We start from the raw sequence: 9,592 nt of genomic DNA, 5'->3' as shown, positions 1-9,592 counted from the left end.
CTTGCTACAGTCATAATATTTTACCAATGCTGGTTTTGGTAAATCATGATTCATGTCACTGTCAAAGTCTTCGTCAGCTGCGGTATAAGATTTCATCATTTCTCGTAATTGTTTTATTTCTTCCATTTTTTATTCTCCTTAATTTTTTACGTTATAGATATAACAATAAGTAATAGAAGAAAAAAAGACTAGTGTAAAAATAGATATAATAGATTTAGTAAGTTCCTTGAATTTTAGATTTATATAACAAACAACAATTATTTATCGTAAAACAATAAAAAACTATTGACATTCGAAATGATAGTAGTATAATAATGGAAAAAGAGGTGAGTTTAGGAGGTTTGTTATGAATCAGAGAAATCTATCAAAATGGCTAAGATTCATTACCATATTAGTAGGTATCATGTTAACCTTTGTGATATTCATGATTATACCTGCTTATGGTAGGGATGTTGTATGTGTTAATCAAAATCTATCTAGTTGGTATATGCCATGGTTACTATTTGTTTGGGGGCTAGGAGTTCCATGTTATGTAGTTCTGTTTGTTTTTTGGGGTATCTGCAGTGAGATACACAATGATAATTCGTTTTCATTAAAGAACGCCAAAGCACTAGCTACAATTAGTAAATTAGCACTTATAGATAGTGTTATCTGTTTTTTGGGAATTGTATTATTTAGCATAATAGGAATAATACATTTTACGATTCTTATATTATCTGTGTTGGTTATTATGTTCGGGGTAGCAGTGTCTATTATCGCAGCAGCACTGGGACATCTAGTTCAGAAAGCGAGCAAAATGAAGGAAGAGAATGATTTAACGATATAGTAAGGAGGAACCAGGAGGAAAATTCATGGCGATTATTATAAATATTGATGTTATGCTAGCAAAACGTAAGATGAGTGTAACAGAGTTATCAGAGCGCGTAGGGATTACGATGGCGAATATATCTATTTTGAAAAACCAAAAAGCCAAGGCAATACGCTTAGATACTTTGAATAAAATATGCGAAGTATTGGAGTGCCAGCCTGGGGATTTACTTGAGCATGTACCAGACGAAGGCGAACAGGGAAGTACCACATAAGATAGTAAGCGTGGATAAGGGAAGGGAGATTGAGTGTAAATATGCAAGAGGAATCAGAAATTGATAAAGTATTACTAGTTCAGAACGATCCTTGGCAGCAGGAAGAGTTGAAGAGAACTGAGGAGCAAAAGAGAAGAATGGAGAAGCTCCATCCGATTGCAGTAGAAGCTACTAAGTATTTAATAGGGGCAATAGCATTGGGAGTACTATTTTATTTTTGTTTCTATGACTATTATAATAATATAGCGGGGCTGGTCTATCCCTTATTTCTAGTGGGGTTGTATATAATAACAATAAAGACTATGAAGAATCAAGGAATACCCTTTAACAGGCAATGTAAAGGGTATGTAGTAAGTTCCTTTTTACTTGCACTGTCGACTATACTCACAACTAACTTCTTTATAATCTTTCTTAATACAGTGGGAATTATTGTTTTATATTTAATAGTATTATGTAGATGCTATCTTGCTGATAAAGAGATGGGAATACAAGGTTTTGTAACAGCTCTTTGTCGATGTATATCTGGTTCTTTAGTTTGTTCGAAGTTCTTCTTTAAACATGCTAAAGTAAAGGTACAATTTAAGAGAGGAAATACTGAAAAGAGTAAGAATATTCTTATGGGAATAGCACTAGCTACAGTATTCTTACTTGTTGTGCTACCGTTATTGTCTCAGGCAGATCCTGTATTTCGCAAAATATTACTTTCACCATTTGAAGCAATTCACATTAGCAATGGATATAGATTTATTAGAGGTATATGTTTCGTATTCATTCCTGCAATCTTATTCTATGGGTTAAGTTGTGCATGTTATATTCGATACATGGAGACAGATGAGCGAGGATATAGTTTATGGAAATCCGAAGCACCTCTTATTATGACTAGCATTATAGCGATTACGTATATTATCTTTTGCAGTATCCAAATCACTTATTTGTTTGGTGGTTTGTTTGAATTACCAGAAGGACTTACGTATGCAGAATATGCGAGACAAGGTTTTTGGCAGTTATTATTGGTGGCTATTATTAATATTGGTTTGGTACTATTACTGAAAGTAAAATGTGCAACTAACCATAAATTAAATCAAATCCTAGTTATTTTGAGCATATGTACCGTTATTATGATCATCTCTTCTGCTTATCGTATGGTTCTATACGTGCAAGTGTATGATTTAACAAGATTACGACTCCTTGTGTTATGGTTTCTTGTCTTATTGCTGTTTATTGTTGGCCAGATTATATATTATATCTACCATTCTGAGTTTAGAATAGGTAAAAGGCTTTTTATCACAACTTTAGTTGCTTATATGATATTGAGTTTTGGCAGAATGGATTATGTGATTGCAAAATATAATATCTATGCAAACACATATATTACACAAAGTGACTTCGTGTACCTCACATTCCTATCATTAGATGCAACACCGGCTATTGCAGAGATTTCAGAGGATCGATTAATAGATGGGGAAGAAGAGGAAGAGTATTACAATGAATTTGATAGGGATATCATGACGGAATATAAAGAGTATTTTAAAGGAATTAATAATGAATATAAAGGTACTATTCGAGGATTTAATGTAAGCAATTATGTAGCGTATCAAAGTGCACATAATAAGGTAGAGGAGTGGAAGTAAGAAATACCGTACTTCTAAGTGAGTGTATATTGTTTCTGGCATTTTACATATGCACGTTTACTTAGAAGTACAATTTAGCTAGTTCTGCATCAGTAAGAGTTTCTACAATGAATAATTATCAACTCATTTCATAATCATCTTATAATAAGAAACTTTGAATATAATAAAACATCAACAAATATATAAAATCTTACCAAGCCCAAAGCGCCGTTCTAATTCATCATGTATGAAGATTTCTCCATCAATTCTTAGGTTGTTTCGATAACAGTATTTACCCATTCCACGGCCAGTCATCTTGTCTTTATTATAGAGATCTATAGAATCCGGAAATGCCTCAGCATTGATTTTCCTATGGACAAAACTATAAGTCATAAAAATGACTTCAATGAACATCTGCTTCTTCATCTTTTGTGAAAGCTCAGCTTCTAATTTATCGAAAAGCTCAGTATATAACTCTTTCCAGTTGTCTACCATAATAATAGGAGCTACTAGGATACCTACTTTATAGTCAGCTTCTACCATCTTATTAATTGCTTCAATACGTTTATCTAAAGAAGAAGTACCAAGTTCGATTTCACGAATTATCAATTCAGGGTTAACAGACATACGAAAAACTACCCTGCCCTGATGATTCAAGGATAATAAGGGATCAACCATACTGAATTTACTTGGGAAAGTAATTTTCCCCTTTAAGCTTTTCATAAAATTCTCAATCGTCCAAGGCAAGTTATTGGTAATTGTGTTTTCAAGAATTAAATCACTGTTACTTCCTATTTCGTAAGTAAGTTCCTTATCACTTCGGTTACTATGGCGAATCAAGCGGTCCATCATCTGTTCTCGATTAACAAAAAGGCGTAGATAAGAACATTTATTATAATTACAAACTAGATAGCAGTACAGACACATGGCAGTACAACCAGAAGAAGTATACGGCACCAGGTAATCAGAGACTTTATGATTTTCCACATATTTGTGTGTTTTACGTGTACCAATAATTAATAATTGTTTTAGATTACGAAATTCGGAATTTTCCTTTGTACGCAGTTCTTCAATGTTGTTGTGATTCTCAATAGGAATCCAAGAGATATCAGAAAATCTCTCCTTTAATTCTTTTCCTAAAGTATATTGTTCAATATTTGCTTCATAATAGATTTGTGTTGGTCGCATATGATGAATCTCCTTTATCATTCAGTAGTTTTATAATAGTATGTACCGAATTAGGTGTTTTCATTTTTTATATTGTCACATAAAGAAAGAAAAAGAATACGAGATATAGTGGAATTGAAGAACTTAAGAATGCTATAATAAGGACATAATAATTGTCCTGATTAGGTTATGAAAGTTTTTTAGATTAATGATGAATTTTATGGGATCTATACTTATTCATTAACGTCCCCGTACTTGTGTATCAATAAAGTAGATAAGCAAAACTCTTAATAATGTAGACTTACTTCTTAGCTAACGGACTATGACTAAGAAACAATAGCGGAACATCTATAGTACTTTTTAGTGTGTACTTAATAACCTAGGAAGGTGAGGCATGGATGCCGAACCAGCCTGAGCTGAGGCAGGATGCCGAATCGAAGGCGGTTCCGTATCTTATGAATCACCATGCCAGTACACACTTAGAAGTACTTAGGTGTGTAGCGTGTTTCGTGTCATAGTACGTCAGCTAAGAAGCTATGAAAACCTACATAGAATTTTGCCCCCAACATTAAAAATACATAAGTACATAGAACAACCTTATCAGGAGAAGGGAAGGTAATATGAGCAAAAAGCCATTCATTCTTAGTTGTATGGTGGTATTGCTTATTTTGTCTTTAGTTGGTTGTGGAAAACAAAATAAACAGTATGGCTATGCACCTATGTTTGACAAACTTACTTGGGGTATGAGTCTTGATGAGGTTGTAAGCACTTTGCAATTAACGAAGCAAAATGCTAAGATAGTTGAACCAAAAGAAGATTCGGCTTACTACATAATCAGATTAAATAATACTTATGAGAAATATGGAGTGAAGACTACAGTTAATTTGTTAATAACAGATGGAGAAATCAGCGAACAAGATAAATATAGTTATCCTGTTAATGCATTATCCGCGGTGGTATTGCAATATGCTAATTTTGATGCTGGGACGTTGAAGTCAAATATGGAAGAGGAACTTGGTAGTCCAGATTCAGCTAAGACAGATACCTCAGGAGAGGTTATTGTTTGGAAGAGCAAGGACCTCATATCTTCTCTTTCTAAAGCAGAACGAAAAGATTTAAATTCAAGTTGTGAAGAATTAGAAGCAAGGGGGAATAAGAATCTGTCGTTAAAAGAGAAAAGTTCTATTAATAAAATAACATTAACCATATCTGATGACGGTAAGAAGGCAATTGTTACATACTTTGGAGACTGGGCGGTTTACATTGATTATAGCAGGAACTTGAAGAATTAAAGTTAATCTGAAGCAAATCCCCTTGACATTTACCAAATCCTATACTATGATAAAAAATAATAAAATCAAACACCAAAATACGTTGATGGAGACAGTAGCAATCAAGAGAAACCAAAAGCGAGTTCGGGATAGTGGAAGCCGAATGGGAGTAGCAGATTGTGAACATCACTCCGAAGTAGCAGACTGAAAGAAAGTTCAAGTAGGTCGTCGCCGGATTCCGCCGTTATCGGAGCACATATAAAAGTTTTAGACGGAGTATGTTAAATAGGTGGTTTCATGAAAGCATTATGCTCTCATCCTGTTTAAGGATGGGAGTTTTTTTATTCATAATATAAGGAGGCAAAGCATGTACGATAAAGTATCCACCAATCTTAACTTTGTTGAGAGAGAAAAAAACGTAGAGAAGTTCTGGAAAGATAACCAGATCTTTGAGAAGAGTATTGATTCAAGAAAAGAAGGGGAGACATTTACCTTCTATGATGGTCCACCAACAGCCAATGGTAAACCACATATCGGTCACGTTCTTACAAGAGTAATAAAGGATATGATTCCAAGATATAAAACAATGAAAGGCTATAAAGTTCCTAGAAAAGCTGGTTGGGATACACACGGCCTTCCAGTAGAACTTGAAGTTGAGAAATTATTAGGATTAGATGGAAAAGAACAAATTGAAGAATATGGTTTAGAGCCATTCATTGAAAAATGTAAAGAATCTGTATGGAAATATAAAGGTATGTGGGAAGATTTCTCAGGTACGGTTGGTTTCTGGGCAGATATGGAGAATCCATATGTAACCTATGACAACAACTTCATTGAATCTGAATGGTGGGCATTAAAACAAATATGGGAAAAAGACCTTCTATACAAGGGTCATAAAATCGTACCTTATTGTCCAAGATGCGGAACTCCACTTTCTTCCCATGAAGTAGCGCAAGGTTATAAGGATGTAAAAGAAAAATCAGCCATTGCTAAGTTTAAAGTTAAAGGAACAGAAGACGAATATATCTTAGCATGGACAACAACTCCTTGGACATTACCATCAAACGTTGCATTATGTGTTAACCCAAATGAAACTTATGTTAAAGTAAAAGTTTCCGTTAACGCTAAAGGAGATGTTGTGAAAGAAGGCGAAGAAGATACAGCTGTTAAAACAGAGTATTATTTCCTAGCAGAAGCATTACTTTCCGTTGTAGATGGAGTATATGAAATCGTAGAGAAGTACGTTGGTACAGACTTAGAATACAAAGAATATGAACCATTATTCAACTACGTAAATCCAACTAAGAAAGCTTATTATGTAGTTTGCGACACATATGTAACATTAACAGATGGTACTGGTGTTGTTCATATTGCACCTGCATTCGGTGAAGACGATGCGAAAGTAGGACGTAAATATGACCTTCCATTCGTTCAATTAGTTGACGAAAAAGGTGAGATGAAACCAGAATGTACAGACATGGCTGGCGTATTCTGTAAGAAAGCAGATGAAATCGTGTTCCGTCTATTAGGTGAAAAAGGCTTATTATATAAGGCACTTAAATTCGAGCACAGCTATCCATTCTGTTGGAGATGTGATACTCCATTAATCTACTATGCAAGAGAATCTTGGTTTATTAAGATGACCGCTGTTAAAGAAGACTTAATCCGTAACAACAACACAATTAACTGGATTCCAGAAAGCATTGGTAAAGGTCGTTTTGGTGATTGGTTAGAGAACGTACAAGACTGGGGTGTTAGCCGTAACCGTTACTGGGGAACTCCACTTAACGTATGGGAATGTGAATGTGGACACATGCATTCTATTGGAAGTATTGCTGAATTAAAAGAATTATCAAGTAATTGTCCAGATGATATTGAACTTCACCGTCCATTCATCGATGCCGTTACTTTCCCATGTGAGAAATGTGGTAAAGAGATGCACCGTGTACCTGAAGTTATTGACTGTTGGTTCGATTCAGGGGCAATGCCATTTGCTCAACATCATTATCCATTTGAGAATCAAGATTTATTCGAGCAACAATTCCCAGCTGACTTCATTTCCGAAGCAGTTGACCAAACAAGAGGTTGGTTCTATTCCTTACTTGCTGAATCAACATTATTATTCAACAAGGCACCTTATAAGAACGTTATTGTTCTTGGTCACGTTCAAGATGAGAACGGTCAAAAGATGTCTAAGTCAAAAGGAAATGCAGTTGATCCTTTCGATGCGTTAGAACAATATGGCGCGGATGCAATCCGTTGGTACTTCTACATTAACAGTGCTCCATGGTTACCAAACCGTTTCCACGGAAAAGCAGTTATGGAAGGACAACGTAAATTCATGGGTACTCTATGGAATACGTACGCATTCTTCGTATTATATGCTAACATCGATAAGTTCGATGCAACAAAATATACATTAGATTATGACAAATTACCTGTTATGGATAAATGGTTATTATCTAGATTAAATACAGTTGTGAAAACAGTGGATGAAAATCTTGCTGCTTACAAGCTTCCAGAAACAGCAAGAGCATTACAAGACTTCGTAGATGAATTAAGTAACTGGTATGTAAGACGTTGTCGTGAAAGATTCTGGGCAAAAGGAATGGAACAAGATAAGATTAATGCTTATATGACTCTTTACACTACATTAGTAACTCTTTGCAAAACAGCAGCACCAATGGTTCCTTTCATGACAGAAGATATCTACCAAAACTTAGTAAGAAGTATTGATAAGACTGCACCAGAAAGTATTCATCTATGTGACTTCCCAGTTTACAATGAAGCTCATATTGATAAAGTACTTGAGAAGAATATGGAAGAAGTACTTGATATTGTTGTACTAGGACGTGCTTGTAGAAACACTGCAAACATCAAGAACAGACAACCAATTGGTAACATGTATGTAAAGGGTGCAGTAGAGTTATCAGAATACTTCCTAGAGATTATTGAAGAAGAGCTAAATGTTAAGAAAGTTACTTTCACAGATGACGTAAGAAACTTTACTTCATACACTTTCAAACCACAACTTCGTACTCTTGGTAGAAGATTTGGTAAACAATTAAATGCGTTGAAAGAAGTATTGGCTGCTCTTGACGGCAACAAAGCTATGGATGAGCTTAACGAGACAGGTAAACTTACAATTACACTTGATGGTGTAGAAGAAGTGCTTGATAAAGAAGATTTATTAATCGACGCAGCACAGATGGAAGGTTATGAATCAAATTCTGATTATGGAATCACAGTAGTACTTGATACAAACTTAACTCCTGAATTAGTTGAAGAAGGTTATGTTCGTGAAATTATCAGTAAGATTCAAACAATGCGTAAAGATGCTGGCTTCGAAGTTATGGATCATATCATCGTATACCAAGATGCAAATGATGTAATCAAAGAAGTAATCAAGAAAAATGCTGATCAAATTAAATCAGAAGTTCTTGCAGAAGAAATTCATATTGGAACAATGAGTGGATTCACAAAAGAATGGGATTTAAATGGTGAGAATACAATTCTTGGTGTTGAAAAGGTAATGTAATTTTATAAGATAAGGCTACTCTTAATCCTAAATATGGGATTAGGAGTAGCTTTTTTTGTATTCGTGAGAAATGGTATTTATTGTAAGTACAATGGCTTGTAGCATTAAGAAAGGTGGCGTTACAATTAGTGTTATAAGCAACTGCGGTTGCGTATCTCGATTTTCTGGACAAAAAAAATACCTCAAATAGTTCCAAAATATATAATTTAGCTATTTTAATTTCTTACTAAGAACATGTTGGTATTTCCTTGCATATGATTTAGTGTTAGATATTAAGTAATGATAGGAGATATATAATGAAATATGAAGATAACGACGATATTAGAGAGCAAGAGTTACAGAGACCTTTCCATCAAGTTCCTGTAATGCCTATTGATAGAGATGATTTTTTTAGAGACAGAGATCGAGATAGAGACCATGACAGAGATCGGGATAGAGATCATCACAGAGATCATCACCGAGACAGAGATTTTTTTAGAGATAGGGATCTTAGAGACTTCTTTATAGATTTCTTTAGAGATAGGGATTTTAGAGACCGGGATAGAGATTTCTTTAGAGATAGAGATCGTAGATAAGTTGTACGATAGGTTTGATTCCTATTAGATTAGCTATAGAATTTAAAGAGTATCCAAGATTAATTTATATTTATGGATACTCTTTTATTTATTGGAAAGTTTATCTTTGATACCTGCAGGAAATTATTACGAAAAGATAAATAATTACTAAATAGATAATAATTCGACAAATAAAATCACAATATAGTAATTGCTGTAAGAAAAATATGAAAAAATAAGATATAAGTGGGATTGACAGATATTTGCAAATATTATAGAATATATATGAAGATATTTTGTATATTTATAACTAATTATACAAGATATTTTTTTGATACTAAACAATAATAATCAATAGGGAGGGTTTTAT

At 34.1% G+C, this 9,592-nt stretch carries 7 protein-coding genes; 6 read left to right on the top strand and 1 reads right to left on the bottom strand.

Translation table 11 applies throughout. The annotated features are described in order from the left end of the window. Positions 1–346: 346 nt before the first annotated feature. The 3 genes from ACW2QF_RS01350 to ACW2QF_RS01340 are packed head-to-tail and all read left to right on the top strand — an operon-like array spanning position 347 to position 2,713. A complete protein-coding gene (locus ACW2QF_RS01350) occupies positions 347–826 on the top strand; it encodes a DUF2975 domain-containing protein (protein ID WP_455714193.1) in 480 nt (159 codons plus the stop codon). Positions 827–851: 25 nt separating this feature from the next. Further along, a complete protein-coding gene (locus ACW2QF_RS01345) occupies positions 852–1,082 on the top strand; it encodes a helix-turn-helix domain-containing protein (protein ID WP_455714192.1) in 231 nt (76 codons plus the stop codon). A gap of 41 nt (positions 1,083–1,123) precedes the next feature. Next, entirely contained in the window at positions 1,124–2,713 is a 1,590-nt protein-coding gene (locus ACW2QF_RS01340) for a DUF4153 domain-containing protein (RefSeq protein WP_455714191.1), read from the top strand. Between the two features lie 171 nt (positions 2,714–2,884). On the opposite strand, the gene ACW2QF_RS01335 is transcribed toward ACW2QF_RS01340, so the two are convergent. After that, positions 2,885–3,880: a spore photoproduct lyase family protein gene (locus tag ACW2QF_RS01335; RefSeq protein ID WP_455714190.1), complete on the bottom strand. Its 996-nt coding sequence runs from the start codon at positions 3,878–3,880 to the stop codon at positions 2,885–2,887. Between the two features lie 599 nt (positions 3,881–4,479). Here ACW2QF_RS01335 and ACW2QF_RS01330 point away from each other — a divergent pair. The 3 genes from ACW2QF_RS01330 (at position 4,480) to ACW2QF_RS01320 (ending at position 9,243) form a co-directional block, all read left to right on the top strand. After that, the gene (locus ACW2QF_RS01330; protein ID WP_455714189.1) at positions 4,480–5,151 is read left to right on the top strand and encodes a hypothetical protein; all 672 of its coding nucleotides are present in this window, start codon (positions 4,480–4,482) and stop codon (positions 5,149–5,151) included. Positions 5,152–5,497: 346 nt separating this feature from the next. Then, positions 5,498–8,668 (top strand): isoleucine--tRNA ligase, encoded by a 3,171-nt coding sequence (gene ileS, locus ACW2QF_RS01325; protein ID WP_455714188.1) that lies wholly within the window; start codon positions 5,498–5,500, stop codon positions 8,666–8,668. Between the two features lie 296 nt (positions 8,669–8,964). Next, the gene (locus ACW2QF_RS01320) at positions 8,965–9,243 is read left to right on the top strand and encodes a hypothetical protein (RefSeq protein ID WP_455714187.1); all 279 of its coding nucleotides are present in this window, start codon (positions 8,965–8,967) and stop codon (positions 9,241–9,243) included. The last annotated feature ends 349 nt before the right edge of the window (positions 9,244–9,592 follow it).

Source organism: Anaerosporobacter sp. (genome assembly GCF_965301125.1).
The sequence above is the reverse complement of the archived record's forward strand: the minus strand, read 5'-3'. Positions and strand labels throughout refer to the sequence as shown.